General features: G+C 53.1%; 16 protein-coding genes. 6 read left to right on the top strand and 10 right to left on the bottom strand.

From position 1 onward, the window contains the following. A partial coding sequence (locus Q3A88_RS08765; protein WP_317177746.1) for a hypothetical protein occupies positions 1-89 on the top strand: 89 nt, incomplete at its 5' end. Between the two features lie 70 nt (positions 90-159). Here the strand turns inward: Q3A88_RS08765 and Q3A88_RS08760 are convergent. Further along, a complete protein-coding gene (locus Q3A88_RS08760; protein ID WP_010279129.1) occupies positions 160-288 on the bottom strand; it encodes an entericidin A/B family lipoprotein in 129 nt (42 codons plus the stop codon). A 370-nt stretch (positions 289-658) separates the two neighbouring features. On the opposite strand from Q3A88_RS08760, the gene Q3A88_RS08755 reads away from it, so the two are divergent. Next, entirely contained in the window at positions 659-2203 is a 1545-nt protein-coding gene (locus Q3A88_RS08755; RefSeq protein ID WP_317177744.1) for a methyl-accepting chemotaxis protein, read from the top strand. Positions 2204-2290: 87 nt separating this feature from the next. Here the strand turns inward: Q3A88_RS08755 and hemW are convergent, their stop codons facing one another. The 6 genes from hemW to Q3A88_RS08725 form a co-directional block, all read right to left on the bottom strand. Then, complete coding sequence (gene hemW / locus Q3A88_RS08750; RefSeq protein WP_317177743.1) at positions 2291-3433, bottom strand: radical SAM family heme chaperone HemW; 1143 nt, start codon at positions 3431-3433, stop codon at positions 2291-2293. Continuing rightward, positions 3426-4019: an XTP/dITP diphosphatase gene (locus Q3A88_RS08745; protein ID WP_130623444.1), complete on the bottom strand. Its 594-nt coding sequence runs from the start codon at positions 4017-4019 to the stop codon at positions 3426-3428. The genes hemW and Q3A88_RS08745 overlap by 8 nt, the downstream gene beginning before the upstream one ends. A 17-nt stretch (positions 4020-4036) precedes the next feature. Then, positions 4037-4327, bottom strand: coding sequence for a DUF167 family protein YggU (gene yggU / locus Q3A88_RS08740; RefSeq protein ID WP_010279110.1), 291 nt, complete (start codon positions 4325-4327; stop codon positions 4037-4039). Further along, positions 4324-4878, bottom strand: coding sequence for a YggT family protein (locus tag Q3A88_RS08735; RefSeq protein ID WP_010295003.1), 555 nt, complete (start codon positions 4876-4878; stop codon positions 4324-4326). The genes yggU and Q3A88_RS08735 overlap by 4 nt, the downstream gene beginning before the upstream one ends. Positions 4879-4926: 48 nt before the next feature. Next, positions 4927-5748, bottom strand: a complete 822-nt coding sequence (gene proC / locus Q3A88_RS08730) for a pyrroline-5-carboxylate reductase (RefSeq protein WP_039285276.1) — start codon at positions 5746-5748, stop codon at positions 4927-4929. A gap of 94 nt (positions 5749-5842) precedes the next feature. Next, positions 5843-6556 carry a YggS family pyridoxal phosphate-dependent enzyme gene (locus tag Q3A88_RS08725; RefSeq protein ID WP_233990582.1) on the bottom strand — a complete coding sequence of 238 codons (714 nt, stop codon included), beginning with the start codon at positions 6554-6556 and terminating at the stop codon, positions 5843-5845. A 20-nt stretch (positions 6557-6576) separates the two neighbouring features. On the opposite strand from Q3A88_RS08725, the gene Q3A88_RS08720 reads away from it, so the two are divergent. After that, the gene (locus Q3A88_RS08720; protein ID WP_110162464.1) at positions 6577-7593 is read left to right on the top strand and encodes a type IV pilus twitching motility protein PilT; all 1017 of its coding nucleotides are present in this window, start codon (positions 6577-6579) and stop codon (positions 7591-7593) included. Here the strand turns inward: Q3A88_RS08720 and Q3A88_RS08715 are convergent. Both Q3A88_RS08715 and Q3A88_RS08710 read right to left on the bottom strand, forming a co-directional pair. Next, positions 7562-9394 carry a diguanylate cyclase gene (locus Q3A88_RS08715; RefSeq protein ID WP_317177742.1) on the bottom strand — a complete coding sequence of 611 codons (1833 nt, stop codon included), beginning with the start codon at positions 9392-9394 and terminating at the stop codon, positions 7562-7564. The two genes, Q3A88_RS08720 and Q3A88_RS08715, sit on opposite strands and share 32 nt — an antisense overlap. Positions 9395-9919: 525 nt before the next feature. Beyond that, complete coding sequence (locus tag Q3A88_RS08710) at positions 9920-11491, bottom strand: methyl-accepting chemotaxis protein (protein ID WP_317177741.1); 1572 nt, start codon at positions 11489-11491, stop codon at positions 9920-9922. Positions 11492-11819: 328 nt separating this feature from the next. Between Q3A88_RS08710 and nsrR the strand changes: the two genes are divergently transcribed. From nsrR to rlmB, 3 genes are all read left to right on the top strand, one after another. Next, the gene (gene nsrR, locus Q3A88_RS08705) at positions 11820-12245 is read left to right on the top strand and encodes a nitric oxide-sensing transcriptional repressor NsrR (RefSeq protein ID WP_010279087.1); all 426 of its coding nucleotides are present in this window, start codon (positions 11820-11822) and stop codon (positions 12243-12245) included. Positions 12246-12286: 41 nt separating this feature from the next. Beyond that, positions 12287-14743 (top strand): ribonuclease R, encoded by a 2457-nt coding sequence (rnr, locus tag Q3A88_RS08700; protein ID WP_233990575.1) that lies wholly within the window; start codon positions 12287-12289, stop codon positions 14741-14743. 104 nt (positions 14744-14847) lie between these two features. Further along, positions 14848-15579, top strand: a complete 732-nt coding sequence (rlmB, locus tag Q3A88_RS08695) for a 23S rRNA (guanosine(2251)-2'-O)-methyltransferase RlmB (protein ID WP_010279080.1) — start codon at positions 14848-14850, stop codon at positions 15577-15579. A 75-nt stretch (positions 15580-15654) separates the two neighbouring features. On the opposite strand, the gene Q3A88_RS08690 is transcribed toward rlmB, so the two are convergent. Beyond that, positions 15655-17190 (bottom strand): methyl-accepting chemotaxis protein, encoded by a 1536-nt coding sequence (locus tag Q3A88_RS08690; protein WP_317177740.1) that lies wholly within the window; start codon positions 17188-17190, stop codon positions 15655-15657. Positions 17191-17453 lie beyond the last annotated feature (263 nt).

The following is a 17453-nucleotide window of genomic DNA, read 5'->3' as shown; positions in this document are numbered from 1 at the left end:
AACTGGTGAAATTACCGATAAGAAGGGAAAGGGCCTTCCCACGAATAGTAAAAGAAAGGCCCCAAAAATACAGTAAGGCCCGTAGATAAACTGCCAGTCAGTCGCTTAACTGACTGGCATTACTGATGTATGGCCGGTTTTTTGTTATTTGACGGTGGGTTAGCTGGCGGCGTGTGAAATTTTGCTACCCAGTTTCTGCACATCTTGGCCAAAGCCGCGCGTGGTATTACAGCCGCTCAATGCTGCCGTGACCAGCAGCGCTACTACGATTGTTGTTATACGTTTCATCATCGTTACCCGCAGGTGGTTGATAAACAGGTGTGATAAGTCGTGCGTGATAGATTTCTACTGTGTCATAACCCCAGGTAAAAATTCAATCCTCGATAGCGCTGAACCGGCTGATATTGTTTGAGATTATGTTGCGGCTTATGGGGCGTAGCTCAGAGCGGAATTTGGCTATGTTGCTGCACAGATATGATTACCAAGGGATACTGGCTGAGTTTTCAATTGTATTAATTAAATTAATGTACTGATTTTACTCAGGATGTATTTATGGAATGGATGCCACCATGACGGATACCTTGAGATTTTTTCTGAATAAAGATTTTCATATTTATGCCGAAAATAGTCGTAACCCTTCCTTTTCCAGTAAAGACTCATGAAAATCTCAACACGACTCGGCTCCGGTTTTGGTACGTTAATTATTTTCTTCTCCGTATGCATAGTGGTTGCCATTCATTCGTTGTATCAGGCAAAAAGCACCCTTGAATCCGTGGTTCAGGGGGATATGCAAAAAACAAAACTGATCACAGACCTGACGCTTATTCAGCGCGACATGGCGATAACAGTAAGAAATCTTGCGTTATTTACCGATGAAAAAGGTATTGAGGAGCAATCCGCTCGGCTCGAAAAATTAAAGCAACGGTTCACTGACAGCAGTACGCTGCTGGGGCAGATGATTGATCGGTCTACTAATAGCACCGAATTTAAAGCATTCGAATTGATAGAGAACAGCGAAAAAAATGCGCTGGATTCGTTCAGCAACACGATCCCCATAGCTTTAGGGAAAGATAATGCAGCCACAGTGAAGTTTCTTCTGGAGACCGTAAGGCCGGCTCAGGTTCCTCTGATTGACGGGCTGACCCTCATGGGCCAAGAGCTCACTCAACGGTCTGATGATGCTGTCGCAGAAAACAGTAAAACGACTGAACATGCTTACATCATCTTACTGGTGCTGTTAGCCATCGCAGTGGTGTTTGGCTTGTCCACCAGTATTTATCTTATTCGTAAACTGATGAGTGAACTCGGTGGAGAACCTGCCGACGCACAGCGTCTCGCTTATGAGATTTCACAGGGAGATCTGTCCTCTGCCGTTAAACTGCGAAAAAATGATACCCGCAGCCTGATGGCCTCGCTATCTGGAATGCAGGAGCGGCTTCGTGGCATCGTCTCAGATATTAAGGATGGCTCCGCTTCTGTTGCGCTGTCATCAGATGAAATCTCAAAGGGTAACAATGAGCTGGCTTCACGCACTGAAGAGCAGGCGGCTGCACTTCAGCAGACGGCGGCAAGTATGGAGCAGTTGACGGCCGCCGTTCAGAGTAACAGCGCAATGGCCAGGCAGACGGCTAACGCAGCAAGGGATACGGCTTTACTGGTAAAAAATGGTGAAAAGGACGTCAGACGCATGTCGGATACCATGGGCGGTATTTCGCAAAGTGCCTCTAAGGTGAGAGACATTACCTCGGTCATAGAGAGTATTGCATTTCAGACCAACATCCTTGCGCTCAACGCTGCGGTAGAAGCCGCGCGTGCCGGTGAAAGCGGACGTGGGTTTGCTGTAGTGGCATCAGAAGTCAGGACCCTGGCGCAACGCAGTTCCACGGCGGCAAAAGATATCAAGTCACTGATAGAGCAGACGGTGAGTCAGGTTGAATGTGGCGTGATGGTGGCCAATGAAACCGGCCAAAACAGCATGAAAGTCATTAATTTGGTTGAAGAACTCGCCACATCAATAGATGGCATAGCCCTGTCGTCGGCTGAGCAGATGCAGGGGATCTCCCAGGTGAGTGTGGCCGTGAGCCAGATGGATGGGGTGACACAGAACAACTCTGCATTGGTGGAGGAGTCGTCAACCGCCTCTCAGTCACTTTCTGAACAGGCTCAGAGTCTGCGCCTCATCGTGGAGACATTCAGGCTGTAAATAACGCCTTTAAGTCATCACCCAAAAGGAGAGATAGGGTGGGAAGCGGTGGGCAGGTTTTCTGTGATAAATCTGCCCACGGAATGATTACTCGTCTTCCGCCAGAAACAGCTCCAGCAGGGAGTTCAGGAACAGTTTACCGTGTTCGGTGATTTGCCAATGCGTGGCGGTTTCCGTCAGATAGCCTTGCGCTAGCGCCTGATCCAACTGCGGGCGGATGCAGTGCTCTTCCAGACCGGTGTACGCCGTGAAATCCGCGCGCGGGGCGGCTTCCAGCAGGCGAAAGCGGTTCATGAAAAACTCAAAAGGCCGATCGTCGTTAGCGACGTCGTGCTGTTTATCCAGATACGTGCCCTGCATATAGCCGCGCGGATGACGGACTTTGACCGTGCGCAGAATACGCCCGTCGCTGAAGGTCAGCTTGCCGTGTGCCCCGCAGCCAATCCCCAAATAATCACCGAAGCGCCAGTAGTTCAGGTTGTGCTGACACTGGTAGCCCGGCTTGGCGTAGGCGGACGTTTCATATTGTTGGTAACCCGCGGCGCTGAGTAGCGCATGGCCCTGCTCGTAGATGTCCCACAGCGCGTCGTCGTCCGGCAGTGTCGGCGGGCGCGAGCTGAACAGCGTATTGGGCTCGATGGTGAGCTGATACCACGATAAATGCGGCGGATTGAGCGCAATGGCCTGACGCAGGTCGTCCAGCGCTTCGTCCAGCGATTGATCCGGCAAGCCGTGCATCAGATCCAGATTAAAGCTGCGTAATCCCAGACCAGTCGCCAGATGCGCTGCGCGTTTGGCTTCGTCCGGGCCGTGAATACGCCCGAGGCGCGTTAGCTTTTGCGGATCGAAACTCTGCACGCCGATGGAGATACGGTTAATCCCCGCGCGCTGATAGCCGCTGAAACGGTCGGCTTCAACCGTACCGGGGTTGGCTTCCATCGTAATTTCGGCGTCCGGCGTTAACGGAATTCTTGCCCGCACACCGTCGAGCAGCGCCTGCATCGCTTCCGCGCTCAGCAGGCTGGGCGTACCGCCGCCGATAAAGATCGAGTGCAGCTCACGAGCGCTCGCCAGTGGCAAATCGGCATCCAGATCCGCCAGCAGGTGATCGACATATTCCTGATGCGGCACGTCGCCTTTCAGCGCGTGAGAGTTGAAGTCGCAATACGGACATTTCTGTACGCACCACGGAATATGGATGTACAGGCTGAGCGGGGGAAGCTTAAGCATTGCGTAGCGCATCCAGCAGCAGGCGCAGCGCCTGACCGCGGTGAGACTGCGCGTTCTTCTCTTCACGCGTCAGTTCCGCTGCCGTTTTACCCAGCTCCGGCACGAAGAAGATCGGATCATAGCCGAAGCCGCCGCTGCCCGCCGCTTCATGCGTCAGCACGCCCTGCCAGCTACCGTGGCAGACAATCGGCGTCGGGTCTTCCGCGTGGCGTAGATAAACCAGCACGCAGTGGAAGCTGGCGCGGCGCTGTTCGTCCGGTACGTCTTTTAGTGTCAGCAGCAGCTTGTCCAGATTTTGCTGGTCGCTGGCATCTGCACCCGCGTAGCGTGCCGAGTAGATGCCCGGCGCACCACCCAGTGCATCGACAGCCAGCCCGGAATCATCGGCAATGGCTGGCAGCCCTGTGATTTGCGCCGCATGACGTGCTTTCAGGATGGCGTTTTCGATGAAGGTCAGGCCGGTTTCTTCGGCAGAATCCACGCCCAGTTCGGTCTGCGCCACAATATCCAGACCGAAATCCGCCAGCAAGCTGGCGAGCTCGCGCACTTTACCGGGGTTTCCGGTAGCCAAAACCACTTTTTGCATCGTCTTGTCCTGCGTGTTTATTCAATGAAGTCCGCGACGTCAGCCGGGATGTGTTGCGGATGGGTAATTCTAATCTGTTTATGCCGCCCGAGTTCGCCTTTTTCAATCACAACCAGACTCTTGGCGACCCGAAACTGTTTGGCGAGAAATTTGGTCAGATGGGCGTTGGCCTGCCCATCCACCGGTGGTGCGGTGATGGCGACTTTTAGCTCGTCGCCATGCAAACCCACGATCTGATCCCGGCTGGCTTTCGGCTGAATATACAGCCGAATCACCAGCGCATCGCCGTGGCGGGTAATCGCACTCACAGCAGGAACCACAGCCCCGGGAACAGGTCCATGCCCAGATAGTTGAGCATATACAGAATCAGAATCACGGCCATCGCAGAGAAATCAATGCCGCCCATAACCGGAATAATGCGGCGGAGCGGTGCCATTAGCGGTTCAGTCAACTGATGCAGCAGATATTCAATAGGGCTACGGCCCTGACTGACCCAGCTCATGATGGAACGGATGATGATGACCCAGAAAACCAGATAGCCCGCGGATTTAATCAGCGAAATGAGTCCGACCAGCAGGTTCATTGGGCTAAGGGAAATCGCGCCAACCTGAATCAACAGCAGTAACGGGTATTTGATCGTCGTGAGAATAAAGGCCAGCAGCAGTGAGGCGCTGTCAATTGGCCCTAACGACGGCAGAATGCGGCGCAGCGGCCCGACAATCGGCTGGGTGATTTTGACGACAAACTGCGATAGCGGGTTATAGAAATCGCTGCGTGACCACTGCATCCAGATGCGCAGCAGCAGGACCATTACATAGAGGTCGACCAGCGTTTTGACCAGAAAAGTCAGGGTGAGCATAAGTACGTCTTTTCCTTATAAGATAAAGAATCGGGGAACCCGCGGTGGTTAAAAAAGCGTTTCCATTTCCTGTGCGCGAGCAATTGCCGCCTGCATGGCCTCGGCCACGGTTTGCGTCAACTGCTGTTCGTTAAATACCCGCAGAGCTTCTGCCGTGGTGCCGCCCTTGGAGGTAACATTCTCCCGCAGGGTCGACAGCGGCGTATCCGGATTGGCTTCAACCAGCGCGGCAGCACCTGACGCGGCCTGTTGCACCAGCAAGCGAGCTGTTTCCTGGCTGAACCCCTGACGGATGGCTTCCTGCTGCATCGCTTCCATAAACAGGAAGAAATAGGCCGGTGCGCTGCCCGCCGCGGCGATCACGCCGTTGATACCTTGCTCGCTATCCACCCAGCAAATTTTACCGACGCTCTGCATCAGCTGTGCCGTGAAATCTTTATCAGCCTGACTGACGGAGGCGGGGGCATACATTCCGCTCATGCCTTTGCCGACCAGAGACGGCGTGTTTGGCATAATCCGCACGATATTCAGCGGTTCGCCCAGCAGCGCCTGAAAACGCGCGACGTTGATGCCTGCGGCAATAGACAGCACCAGCTTACCGCTGAAATTGACCTGTTCACGCAACGGTTCGCAAACCGTTGCCATCATCTGCGGTTTGACGGCCAGCACAATAACGTCCGCTTCCTGAGCGCAGCGGACATTGTCCGCACTGCTGATCACGCCATACTGTGCAGCCAGCGCATCGCGATTCTTACCCGAAGGCGCGCAGACGCTGATGTGTTGAGCGGGATAACCGCCGTTGACTAATCCGGCGATAATGGCCTGCGCCATGTTTCCGGCACCAATAAACGCTATTTTACGTTGTTGCATCTGCATTATCGCTAATCACCTGTTCCGTTTGTATTCTGTCAAAGATGACGTGCCGTTCAGCGCGTACTCCTATTTATGGATCTTTTACTGACAGTTAGGCGTTTTTGACTGAATAGTCGCGCGCGCCAAAGATTGCCGTACCAATGCGCACCATCGTGCTGCCGGCGCTAATCGCCGCGCGCATGTCGTCCGTCATCCCCATAGAAAGTGTATCAATATGCGGATAATTTGCGGACAACGTTTGCAACAGCGCGGCCATTTGTTTGAAAACAGCCAACTGCTTCTCGTAATCGGTTTCCGGTGCCGGAATCGCCATCAGGCCACGCAGACGCAGGTTGGGCAGTGCGGCGACGCTGACGGCAAGCTCTGCTAATTCATCCACCATAATGCCTGATTTGCTCGGTTCGCTGCTGATATTAATCTGCAACAGAACGTTTAACGGTGGCAAGGTGGTCGGGCGCTGTTCGCTCAGACGCTGCGCGATGCGCAGGCGATCCACGGTGTGAAACCAGTCAAAATTCTCGGCCACCAGTCGACTTTTATTTGACTGTAGCGGGCCGATAAAGTGCCACTCCAACGGCGTGTCCGGGTGGTTTTTCTGGAAATAATGGATCTTCTCCACGCCTTCCTGGACATAGTTCTCGCCAAACGCTCGTTGCCCTGCCGCAATAGCTTCTTCGATCGCGCTCACAGGTTTGGTTTTACTGACTGCAAGTAGCGTAATTTCTTCTGGTGCCCGTGCGCAATGCGCCGCGGCGGTGGCGATTTGCTGCCGGATGTCCTGTAGATTCTGCTGGATTGTCGTCATGGTTATTCAGGAGGTTATCTATGGAGTTGGATGAGTGGATGGCGCGTAGTGTAAAACATAATGCCTCGGATCTGCACCTTTGTAGCGGTCACCCGCCGGTGCTGCGTGTGGACGGGCGGCTACAGCCTGAAAATACCTTACCACGTTTAACGTCGGATCAGGTGGCACAATGGTGCGATGCCTGGCTTGAACCCGCTCAGAGAGAGCAACTGCGGCAGACTGGTCAGGTGGACGGGGCATTAATGCTGCCCGATGGACAACGCCTGCGGGTGAATGTATTTCGCCAGCGGGAAGGGCTGTCTGCGGCGCTGCGTATTATCCCGTCCGTTCAACCTTCATTGGCGACGCTACAGGCACCCCCCGTTCTCTCGACGCTGCTGGAGAAACCGAACGGTCTGATCCTGATTACCGGTGCGACGGGGAGCGGCAAATCCACGACGCTGGCGGCCATGCTTGGGGCGTTAAACGACAGCAGCGATCGCCATGTGATTACGCTGGAGGATCCGATCGAGTTTATCCATGCCAGCCGACGTTGCCTGATTCAACAGCGGGAGATCGGTGCGCACAGCGCATCGTTTGCGCAGGCGCTACGGGCCTCATTGCGGGAGGATCCCGATGTCATTCTGCTGGGCGAATTGCGCGATACGGAGACGATTCGGCTGGCGCTGACGGCGGCGGAAACCGGCCATCTGGTGTTGTCGACGCTGCATACACGTAGTGCAGCGCAGGCGGTCGATCGTCTGATTGACGTCTTTCCCGGTGAAGAGAAAGCCTATGTTCGCAGCCAGTTAGCTACCTGCTTGCAGGCCGTGGTGACGCAAAGGCTACTGCCCGCTGCGCAAGGTGGCCGAATTGCGCTTTATGAAGTACTGACGGCGACGGCGGCAGTCAGTAACCTGATTCGGGAAGGGAAAACGCACCAGCTTCCCGGTCTGATTCAAACCGGAGCCGCTGCGGGAATGCAAACGTTCGAGCAAAGCTACCAGCAGCGCTGTCGGGATGGGCTTATTTCACACAGTTGCGACCTTGCCGTTTAGCCGCATAGAGGTTTTCATCGGCTAACTGAATCCAGTCCTCAACGGAAGCAAGATCGGAACGGTAGACGGCAATACCTGCGCTAATCGTGAAGCGCAGATTCTGGCGATCGTATTCCAGAGTATGTTGCTCAATTGCTTGACGAATACGCTCAATCGTTACCACCGCCGTTTGGTAAGAGACATCTTTTAATAGAATGATGAACTCCTCACCACCAAGGCGGGCAACCAGATCTTCCTGACGCAGCGACATGCGCATGAGCATCGCTAGCTCTTTGAGGACGGCATCGCCAGCCAGATGGCCGTACTGATCGTTAATGCTTTTGAATAAATCGATATCGATAATCGCCAGACAGCTTTTGTCCGTGTGCTGGCTTTGCTGCTTGAGGAGAAAAAAATCGCTGGCCTGTTCGAAGAAGCTACTGCGATTCGGCAGTCCGGTAAGAAAATCATGCCCCGCGTTAAAGCGCAGAGAGGCTTCTATCTGCGTGCGTTCATCCTCCAGCGCGCGCGCGTGGATGATGATGCCGAGTGTTTTCACCAGCGGTGCCAATAGCTCGATCATCGTTTGATCGTAACCTTCCCGACGGTTGGCTAGTGCGATCATCCCGATCGCTTTGCCGTTGTGAGTAATAGGAATGCCAAGCAAGGAATACAGCGCGGGGTGGATAGGTGGAAGGTCTCGGCCAGCCTTTTGTCTCAGCAGGTTATTGGTGCACACCACCGTATTGTGGGTCACCACGTGGCCAAACAGATTATCCAGCTTACGGAGCCTCAGGCCGCCATGGGTTCTGCGCTGGTGCCTGTACCAGTTCAGGGTTTCTTCATCCCAGGCAAGGTTGGAGATTGCGGGAAGATAGAGCGACTGGCCGTTTTCATCTTCCTGCAATGTGGCAATGAAGCCGAAGGTGCTGTTGGTGACGCTCAGCAGCCGCTCAAAGACTTTATCGCAGGCGGAAGGCAGATTGTGGTCGAGTAGAAAGCTGTCGTGGACTGACAGCAGGATATCGAGAATGATGCCTTGCTGATGGGCTTTCTTTTCGGTTTCGACGTTTTGCGTGATGTTGTGAGCATATTTAATGATTTTTCTCACATTACCGTCGCTATCCATCACTGGACTGTAGGTCGCCTGTATCCAGAATGAATGGCTGTCTTTGCCCAACTGGTGGAAACGCCCGCTGATGGGATGGCCGCGATGCAAGGTTTCCCAGAATGTTTGATAGTCGGCTTGTTCGGTATAAAGAGGATCGCAGAGTGATTTGTGGTGCAGGCCGAGAATTTCCTTCCCTTCGTAGCCTGTCAGCATCAGATAGTGTTTATTGACGTGGGTAATATAGCCGTCTTTATCAAACTCGATCACGCCTTGTGAATTTTCAATCGCGTCTAGCTGTGCCCGATGCTCCGACATCAGACGCTTTTCCTGAGTAATATCAAGCGCCAGTTTGATGACGCCAACGCGGCGACCTGAATGATCAATAATGGGCGTATAGGCGGCGTGGAGCCAAATGATGTCTCCTTTTTGGGTTTTCCGTTGGAATTCCCCTGCGTTAATATTCCCTTTAATCACATCGTGCCAGAAGTGGTCATGTTTTTGACGCTGTGCTTCTGGCAGAAAAAGCGTGTGGCTTTTCTGAATAATGTCTTCTTTTTTGTAGCCCAGCATTTTGCAAAAAAGAGGATTGGCTTCAATCAATTTTCCTGCCAGGTCGAATTCGGCGATGGCATAAACGGAATTGAGCGCGTGCAGTTTGGCTTCATTGTCAAACCTGGTAATCAAATCAACATCAACTGACTGATTATTCATGTTTATATTTGCCTATATTCTTTCTGTCTTTACCCTTGATTCGCTGTTGTCAGAGGCATTTGTTTTATCATGATGCCATCTGTGATGTTATCGGGTGATTGGCAGTCCCCTTTTTTTACGCGAAAACCAATGGGCCGAATTAATAAAATAGCGTGCTATTAATTAAATTAATAAATATTATATCGAGAATATAATTAATAGACTAAAACGCATGATGAATATTACCAATAAGAGACGTCTCTGATTGTCTTTTTATTCAATGTATTGCCATCATTGATTTTTCCGCTTTCATGCAGAAACTCTATTTATACGCTTATGTGTAAAAACAGAGAATAGCGGTAAAAAAATAATACTCAAATTATCTGAAAGTATACCTATGAAATAGGTGTGTCGGGAGGGAAAAGGGTTCCTGCTTTTTTTCATTCTTTGTTCAATTTTTTAGGGAATATGTGGAAGCGGGGGCTATCTGCGGGGGATGCCTATGGTCAGCGCTGGGCTGACCATAGGTGGTGGAATACCAGTAGATTAGGAAAGGCGAGGATCTACCTGAAACAGTGCCATGGAGCGCATCAACTGCTGAGACTGCTGCTCCAGCGACTGTGTAGTCACGGACGAGGCTTTGACGAGCTGCGCGTTGTGCTGAGCGACCTTATCGATCTGTGTGAAAGCGACGTTAACCTGCTCAATACCACGATGCTGTTCTTGCGTGGCGGTGGAGATATCCCGCATCAGCTGCGTAATGCGGATGATTTCGTCGGTCACTTCATCCATGGTTTCACCCGCTTTAGTGGCTAATTCAAGCCCTTCGGACACGCGCGTTTGGGAATCCAAAATCAATGCGCGGATTTCTTTCGCCGCCTGTGCGCTATGCTGCGCCAGATTACGCACTTCTCCGGCGACGACGGCAAAGCCTCTGCCTTGTTCGCCAGCGCGAGCGGACTCAACGGAGGCGTTCAGCGCCAGAATGTTGGTCTGGAATGCGATGCCGTCAATGACGCTGAGAATGTCATTGATGCGCTTGGCGCTGGTGGCGATCTCCTGCATTTTTTCAATGACGTAACAGACGGACTCGTTGCTGCGGCTGCTGGTGTTAGAGACATTATTGGCCAACTGATGCGCGAGTTCCGCGTGATCGGCATTGAGTTTCACCGTCGCGCTCAATTGCTCCATGCTCGCTGCCGTCTGTTCCAGTGCAGCAACGGATTCTTCGGTGCGTTGAGAAAGCTGAGCGTTTTCTTCAAACAGTTCGCGGCTACCGAGATCGATTTGCGTGCTGGCATCACGCACCTGACTAACCGACTCCAGCAGCGCACCCTGCATGCGGCCGATAGCATCATTGAGTCGACCCAGTTCATTGTCTCCGCCTTGAATCAGGCGGCGGGTCAGGTTACCAGCGGCAACCTGCTCCAGTTGCTCAATGGCATAGTCCAGCGGTTTGAGCAGCATGTGCCGTAGCGCGACCCAGGCTAATGCCACCAGCGTGATAGACAGCAGGCAGGCGATGGCAATGAGCAACAGCATGATGCGCTCGTTGCTCTCGGACTGTGCCAGCCCCTGTTCGGAAAGCTGTTGGGCATACTGACGGAAATTCTGGATTGATAAATCAAAGGCTTCACTCAGCGGGCCGAGCTGTTTTTCCAGAACTTCATAATATTCGTCGGTATACTGCTTTTGCAGTGCACTTAGCATCGGGGTCATGCCCTGCTGAAAATAGGCCTGATAGGTTTTCAATACGTCCTGCGCCAGCGCCTGCTGTTTGGGATCGGCATTGGCCGATTGGATCACGCGTGCAATATCTTCCTGCGATTGGCGAAGATGCTTCTCTACGACCCCGGTTTCCTTGGCTCCGTCGTCCAGCAGGCCGATTTCGATCTTCCTGACGGCGAGCGTTGCCGAGGCACGTGCGCTGAGCGTGTGGTTATAGCCGCTCATCAGGTTGCCCAGCTCAATGCCCTGAATCTGATTTTGTGCCACCAGCGTTTCCCTGTCTTTCTTAATCGCGACAACGCCCATGCTGCTGACGATAAGCAGCAACAGGGTAGTGAGCAGCAATAACGTTAATAAGCCGGTACGAATAGAAATATTTTTCAACCCCATGGTGTCCTTTTCCTTACGCCGCCTTCGTGGGTGATAACCCAGTCATCATTGGATGTGGTGTGTGCAACGAAAGAGAATACGTTATCTGTGTTGCGGTGAGATAAAATTAAAAAGATATGGCAGGCGTAAAAAGGGGCGGGCAAGAAGGGCGTAAGCGAGAGCTTCCCGCAACACAGGCTTCTCTCGTCACGGGCTTCTCTCAACGCAAAGGGTATAAATAATTAGCCGTAGCGTTTACGCCTGGTTTATTATCTGTTAATAGCGTTGGTTTTTCAGGGGCGTACTCAAATACGCCAGTCAATGATACCCAGAGGTATCCGAGGTTTATGTGCAGTTAACAAGTTTTACGGATTATGGTTTGCGGGCGCTGATTTACATGGCATCGCTGCCGGGCGGGAAAATGACCAGCATTTCGGAGGTCACGGAAGTATATGGTGTGTCCCGTAATCATATGGTCAAAATTATCAATCAACTTAGTCGTGCTGGGTTGGTGATGGCCGTGCGCGGCAAGAATGGCGGTATCCGTCTTGGGAAACCGGCAGAAACCATCCGAATTGGCGATGTGGTGCGCGAATTGGAGCCGCTCACGCTGGTTAATTGTAGCCACGAATTTTGCCACATCACACCGGCCTGTCGCTTGAAGCAGGTGCTTCAACAGGCGGTACAAAATTTCCTGCATGAGCTGGATCAATACACGCTGGCTGATATGGTCAAAGAAAACCCGCCGCTTTATAAATTATTGTTGGTTGAATGATTTTTGTTCAGCCTCCTGCTGATGACAACGGAGGAACCGCAATGTCACAAGATCCATTCCTGGAACGAGAAGCAGAAAAATACGAATCTCCCATCCCCAGTCGTGAATATATTTTGGCGCATATCGCCAAGCGCGATACCCCGATTAGCCGAGAAGAATTAGCCGCCGACCTGCAATTAACCGGAGAAGACGCTCTCGAAGCGCTGCGCCGTCGCCTGCGTGCGATGGAGCGTGATGGTCAGCTTATCTTTACCCGCCGTCAGTGCTATGCGTTGCCGGAAAAACTCGATCTGCTGCGCGGTACGGTCATTGGTCACCGCGATGGTTTCGGCTTCCTGCGAGTAGAAGGCCGCAAAGACGATCTTTATCTGTCGGCCGAAGAGATGAAACGGGCGATTCACGGCGATGTAGTACTGGCACAGCCGCTGGGCGCGGATCGTAAAGGGCGTCGTGAAGGGCGCATCGTGCGCGTGCTGGAACCGCGTACCGGACAAATTGTTGGACGCTATTTTGTCGATGCTGGTGTCGGGTTCGTCGTACCGGATGACAGCCGCCTGAGCTTCGATATTTTGATCCCGAAAGAAGAAATTAACGGCGCTCGTATGGGCTTCGTGGTGGTGGTTGAGCTGACGCAACGCGCCACGCGCCGCACGAAAGCGGTGGGTAAGATCGTCGAGATTCTCGGTGACAACATGGGTACCGGGCTGGCGGTGGATATCGCCCTGCGTACCCATGATATTCCGCACACCTGGCCGCCTAAAGTGGAAGAGCAGGTAAAGGATCTCTCCGAAGAAGTACCGGAAGCCGCGAAAAAAGGCCGTGTGGATCTGCGTAAGCTGCCGCTGGTGACGATTGACGGCGAAGATGCTCGCGATTTTGATGACGCTGTACACTGTGAGCCGAAACGCGGCGGTGGCTGGCGCTTATGGGTTGCGATTGCGGACGTGAGCTATTACGTTCGGCCGAATACGGCGCTCGACCATGAAGCGCGGGCGCGTGGCACCTCGGTCTACTTCCCATCGCAGGTGGTACCGATGCTGCCGGAAGTGCTGTCGAACGGACTCTGTTCGCTCAACCCGCAGGTCGATCGCCTGTGCATGGTCTGTGAAATGACTGTTTCGGCGCAGGGTAAGCTGTCGTCCTATAAGTTCTATGAAGCAGTGATGAGCTCACATGCGCGCCTGACCTACACCAAAGTGTGGAATATTCTGCAAGGCGACGCTGAACTGCGCGAGCACTACAAGCCGCTGGTAGGTGGGTTGGAAGAGCTACACCGCATGTACAAGGTGCTTGAACACGCGCGTGAAGTGCGTGGCGGCATCGCGTTTGAAACGGAAGAAGCGAAGTTCATTTTCAACGCTGAACGCCGTATCGATCGTGTGGAAGCGGTGGTGCGTAACGATGCGCACAAACTGATCGAAGAGTGCATGATTCTGGCGAATATCTCCGCCGCGAAATTTGTGGAGAAAAACGAAGAACCAGCGCTGTTCCGCGTACACGATCAGCCGAGTGAAGACCATGTCTTAGCCCTGCGTAGCGTGTTGGGCGAACTGGGGCTGACGCTGAAAGGCGGAATGAAGCCACAGCCGAAAGATTACGCCGAATTGATGAATGAGTTGGCTGATCGTCCCGACCGGGAAATGCTGCAAACGATGCTGCTGCGTTCAATGAAGCAGGCGATTTATGACCCAGAAAACCGAGGCCACTTCGGTCTGGCATTAACGTCTTATGGTCATTTCACGTCACCGATTCGTCGTTATCCAGACCTGTCGCTGCACCGCGCCATTAAGTATCTGCTGAGCGATCGTCATGAGCGCTGGACGCCAACGGGCGGCTGGCATAGCGACATTAACGAGATGCTACAACTGGGCATGCACTGCTCGATGACGGAGCGCCGTGCGGATGAAGCCACGCGTGACGTCGCAGACTGGCTGAAATGCGACTTTATGCAGGATCACGTGGGTGAGGTCTTTACGGGGATTATCGCCAGCGTGACCGGTTTTGGCTTCTTCGTGCGCCTGAAAGATCTGTTTATCGACGGGCTGGTACATGTTTCCACGCTGGATAATGACTACTACCGCTACGATAATATTGGCCAGCGGCTGATTGGCGAATCGCGCGGGCAGGTTTATCGTCTGGGTGATGAAGTCGAAATTCGTGTTGAAGCCGTCCATATGGATGAGCGCAACATTGATTTCGCGTTGATTTCCAGCACGCGCAAGGTGCGCGGTGAAGGTAAAACTGCACGCGATCGTGTGAAGAAACCGGAGTCGCGCGAGGCCAAGCCAAGTCGACGTCGTCGCAGCGCGAGCAAAGCGCCGGCAAACTTTGAGCCGGATGCCGCATTCCGCAAAGAAGGCGATAGCAACACGAAGTCGGATAAGTCAAAAGCCAAGCCGAAAAAGAACCGCGATAAAGCGAAAAAGAACGTGGAAAAAACGCGTAAAATCGCTGCCGCAACCAAAGCGAAACGCGCGAAGAAAAAATCTGCTGAGTAAGGTTAGTGAGCCCGCGCCCTCCACTGAGAAGGGGAGCGCGCGGGGTAAACCTCTATCTCTACATTAACGGGCACTGCCTGTTATGGTTAATTTGAAGAGTATCAATGAGCGAAATTATTTACGGTATCCACGCGGTTAAGGCACTGCTTGAGCGCGATCCACAGCGTTTTCTGGAAGTTTTTGTTCTGAAAGGGCGCGACGATCGTCGCCTTCAGCCTGTGATTGCAGAGCTGGAAGCGCAGGGCATCGTCATTCAGGTGGCGAATCGTCAATGGCTGGATAAGCAGGCTGACGACGCGGTGCATCAGGGGATCGTAGCGAAAGTCAAAGAAGGGCGGAAATATCAGGAAAACGATCTGCCTGCGATGTTAGACAATCTGGAAACGCCTTTCCTGCTGATATTGGACGGCGTGACCGATCCACATAACCTGGGCGCTTGCCTGCGTAATGCGGATGGGGCTGGCGTGCATGCGGTGATTGTGCCACGCGATCGTTCCGCGCAGCTTAATGCGACGGTGAAGAAGGTGGCCTGCGGTGCGGCGGAAACTGTACCGGTTATCAGCGTGACCAATCTGGCCCGTACGATGCGCCTGTTGCAGGAGCGTAATATCTGGATCGTTGGCACAGCGGGTGAAGCGGATCATACGCTATACCAAAGCAAGCTGACCGGGCCGCTGGCGCTGGTAATGGGCGCGGAAGGGGAAGGTATGCGTCGTCTGACTCGTGAACACTGCGATGAATTGATCAGCATTCCGATGGCAGGCAGCGTGTCTTCACTGAATGTGTCGGTTGCCACGGGCGTGTGCCTGTTTGAAGCTGTGCGTCAGCGCGCGTAATCAGTGTCGCGAATGATAGTAAAGAGGTGCCCTGGGGCACCTCTTTTTCGTTGGGACTAGCGTTCTAAATAGTGCTTATACGGCAGGACTTACCAGCCTGCGAACGTCTTGTTGCGAAGGCTGTAAAAGCCGGAAGACGGAAACGGCGTCAGAAAGCACGATCGCCTGCTGTTCCAGCGACTGAGCGGCAGAAGAGGATTGCTCCACCAACACGGTGTTTTGCTGCGTGTTCTGATCCATTTCTATAATGGCCTGACCGACCTGAGAAATGCCGCGATGTTGCTCGTCCGACGCGGTAGTAATGTCTTTCATGATGGCGTGGACCTGCGTCACTGACTGGACAATTCCTTCCATCGTTTTTCCCGCGCCGTTGACGAGAGCTGCACCGTTATTGATCTGTGAAACCGACTCGGCAATGAGCGTGTCGATCTCTTTGGCGGCCTGTGCGCTGCGCTGCGCCAGATTGCGCACTTCGCTGGCGACAACGGCGAAACCACGTCCTTGTTCACCGGCTCGTGCCGCCTCTACCGCAGCATTAAGCGCCAGAATATTGGTTTGAAACGCGATGCTGTTGATCATTGAGGTAATTTCAGCGATGCGGTGGGAGCTTTGCGCGATATCGTGCATGGTGTTGACGGCTTTAGAAACCTGCTCTCCCCCTTGATTCGCGGTGTCAGAAGCATCCATAACCAGTCGGTTGGCCTGATGGGCGTTATCCGCATTCTGTTTCACCGTTGACGTCAGCTGCTCCATACTGGCGGCGGTTTCTTCCAGTGCGGCGGCCTGTTGCGTTGTGCGAGAAGAGAGATCGGTGTTACCGGCAGAAATTTCCCCAGCGGCATAGGAAATCTGGTTCGCGCTGAGGCGAATTTTATCAATCATGCTGTGCAGGTTGCTGTTCATCTGCCCCATGGCTGAAATCAACTGGCCTAATTCATCATGACGATCGTTGTGAAGCTGCATAGTGAGGTCGCCTTCCGCAATCGCGCGGGTGGCATGTAACGCCTGATGCAGCGGGCGTACGATCTGCCGCGAGATAATGATGGCCGTGGTCAGACCGAGTATGATGGCAATCAGCGTAATCACGCCCAGCTGTATGTCGCTGCTAATGACGTTACGGCCCGCGCGGCTTTCTTCCGTGAAGTAAAGCTTATTGATATTTTCCTGCAACCCTGCCATCTGCTCGTTCAATTCACTGAGCCGCTGTTGGCTGACATCCGGGCTCATCACCTGCTGGCGCTGTGAAATATAAGCATTGAGTGACGCACTGATATCCTGAATGGCGCTTTTGTCTTCCGCTGGCCAATGGCCCGTGTCGATCGCTGTCAGCAGCGCGGACAGCTCTTCCTTAATGTTACCGATCGCACTGTCGTGCTGTTCCAGATACTGTGCTTTACGCTCCAGCGCATAACCAAAATTGCCTTCCCGCGCGACCACGGTCTTGTCATACATGGCGCCAAGGCGGCTGATGCGTTTTAACGATTGGTCGCTATTGTGTAATCCGTAAAAGCCGACCATAGAGAGGATGACCCCCATGGTGAGCAATAAACCAAACCCTACCAATAACTTGCGCGTTACAGACAGGTTTTGAAATGACATCCAGCGCAGCATAAACCTCTTCCTTTCGTTCATTAATTATTTACCGTCATCGCAGGTCAATAACGGATTAGTTGTTGTGTGTTTGCATATAAAGCAGGTGATGAGTGTGAAACAGGCACCTATCTGACTGATAAAAAATGCCTTATCTGTTATCGGCATTTCAGGCGCAATGCTTATCCGTTTTCTTAAAAAATGTGAGGAGACGCGTGCGGGTGTGAAGGCTGAGGGATAACGCGCTCCTCTGGGGGCTTCTGCGTTGTTTATCACGTAAAGTC

This window comes from Pectobacterium sp. HCp5_1 (assembly GCF_032905925.1).
Classification (GTDB): domain Bacteria; phylum Pseudomonadota; class Gammaproteobacteria; order Enterobacterales; family Enterobacteriaceae; genus Pectobacterium; species Pectobacterium brasiliense_A.
The sequence above is the reverse complement of the archived record's forward strand: the minus strand, read 5'-3'. Positions and strand labels throughout refer to the sequence as shown.

Excerpts from the sequence above, each read along its gene's own strand:
- Q3A88_RS08690 (WP_317177740.1), bottom strand. The coding sequence starts at position 17,190 with ATGCTGCGCTGGATGTCATTTCAAAACCTGTCTGTAACGCGCAAGTTA.
- Q3A88_RS08720 (WP_110162464.1), top strand. The coding sequence starts at position 6,577 with ATGGAGTTGGATGAGTGGATGGCGCGTAGTGTAAAACATAATGCCTCG.
- Q3A88_RS08715 (WP_317177742.1), bottom strand. The coding sequence starts at position 9,394 with ATGAATAATCAGTCAGTTGATGTTGATTTGATTACCAGGTTTGACAAT.
- rlmB (WP_010279080.1), top strand. The coding sequence starts at position 14,848 with ATGAGCGAAATTATTTACGGTATCCACGCGGTTAAGGCACTGCTTGAG.
- Q3A88_RS08710 (WP_317177741.1), bottom strand. The coding sequence starts at position 11,491 with ATGGGGTTGAAAAATATTTCTATTCGTACCGGCTTATTAACGTTATTG.
- rnr (WP_233990575.1), top strand. The coding sequence starts at position 12,287 with ATGTCACAAGATCCATTCCTGGAACGAGAAGCAGAAAAATACGAATCT.
- proC (WP_039285276.1), bottom strand. The coding sequence starts at position 5,748 with ATGCAACAACGTAAAATAGCGTTTATTGGTGCCGGAAACATGGCGCAG.
- Q3A88_RS08760 (WP_010279129.1), bottom strand. The coding sequence starts at position 288 with ATGAAACGTATAACAACAATCGTAGTAGCGCTGCTGGTCACGGCAGCA.
- Q3A88_RS08755 (WP_317177744.1), top strand. The coding sequence starts at position 659 with ATGAAAATCTCAACACGACTCGGCTCCGGTTTTGGTACGTTAATTATT.
- Q3A88_RS08735 (WP_010295003.1), bottom strand. The coding sequence starts at position 4,878 with ATGCTCACCCTGACTTTTCTGGTCAAAACGCTGGTCGACCTCTATGTA.
- Q3A88_RS08745 (WP_130623444.1), bottom strand. The coding sequence starts at position 4,019 with ATGCAAAAAGTGGTTTTGGCTACCGGAAACCCCGGTAAAGTGCGCGAG.
- hemW (WP_317177743.1), bottom strand. The coding sequence starts at position 3,433 with ATGCTTAAGCTTCCCCCGCTCAGCCTGTACATCCATATTCCGTGGTGC.
- Q3A88_RS08725 (WP_233990582.1), bottom strand. The coding sequence starts at position 6,556 with ATGACGACAATCCAGCAGAATCTACAGGACATCCGGCAGCAAATCGCC.